Below are 794 nucleotides of genomic sequence, written 5' to 3'. Positions count from 1 at the left end.
CCGGGGAAGCCGCCGCCAAAACCGCCCCCGCCGGGGAAGCCGAAGCCGCCGTTGGTGCCGCCTCCGAAGCCACCGCCGGTGCCGCCGATCCCTCCGCGATTGCCGCCTTGAGGCATGTTCCGCTGAGTTTGCCGGCCTTGCATGGCGTCAACGACTTCCTGCACAAGCCGGGGGTCGATCCCCTGCACGGACTGGAGCGTGACAACCTTGGTGGAATCCTTGGCCAGCAATTCGAGCTTTTCGACGACCTTGGTGATGTCCTCGTACATCAGTTTCGTGCAGTTCAGCAGAATGCTGTTGGTCCGGTCGTCGGCCGTGAGGGTCAGGGCCACTTGCTTGGGCCGGCCCATCGCGTCAAGCGGTTGCTGACGGCCGCCGACGCCGAACGCCCCGAAAGGCGTGGCGCCGAAGCCGACGCTGCTTCCCTGCGAGGCCGCTTGGTTGGTGCTTTCGCGGTAGATTTCCCGGAGGTTCGCCACCACTTCCGTGGCGACCGCGTATTTCAGCGGCCCGATGAGGAAGGGCTGCATGATGGCGTTCGAGTCGGTCGTGCCGGTGTCGATCACCTCGTTGAGCATCTTCTGGATGGTCAGCAGGTCGAGCGTGTTGGCCCGGACCAGCAAGGCGTTGCTGGATTGTTCCGCGACGATGCGCACACGGGGCTTGGAGCCGTCGACGGCCGGCGGGACCGTCGATGTCGGCGTGCCCACTCCCGGCATTCCTCCGCCGAAGGGGTTGCCGCCGCCAAAGCCGCCCCCGCCGAAGGGGTTGCCGCCGCCAAAGCCACCCCGGCC

General features: G+C 66.9%; 1 protein-coding gene. It reads right to left on the bottom strand.

From position 1 onward, the window contains the following. A partial coding sequence (locus tag BGIM_RS66220; RefSeq protein WP_040891988.1) for a secretin N-terminal domain-containing protein occupies window positions 1–794 on the bottom strand: 794 nt, incomplete at both ends.

The sequence above is a fragment of the Zavarzinella formosa DSM 19928 genome (genome assembly GCF_000255705.1).
Classification (GTDB): Bacteria; Planctomycetota; Planctomycetia; order Gemmatales; family Gemmataceae; genus Zavarzinella; species Zavarzinella formosa.
The sequence above is the reverse complement of the archived record's forward strand: the minus strand, read 5'-3'. Positions and strand labels throughout refer to the sequence as shown.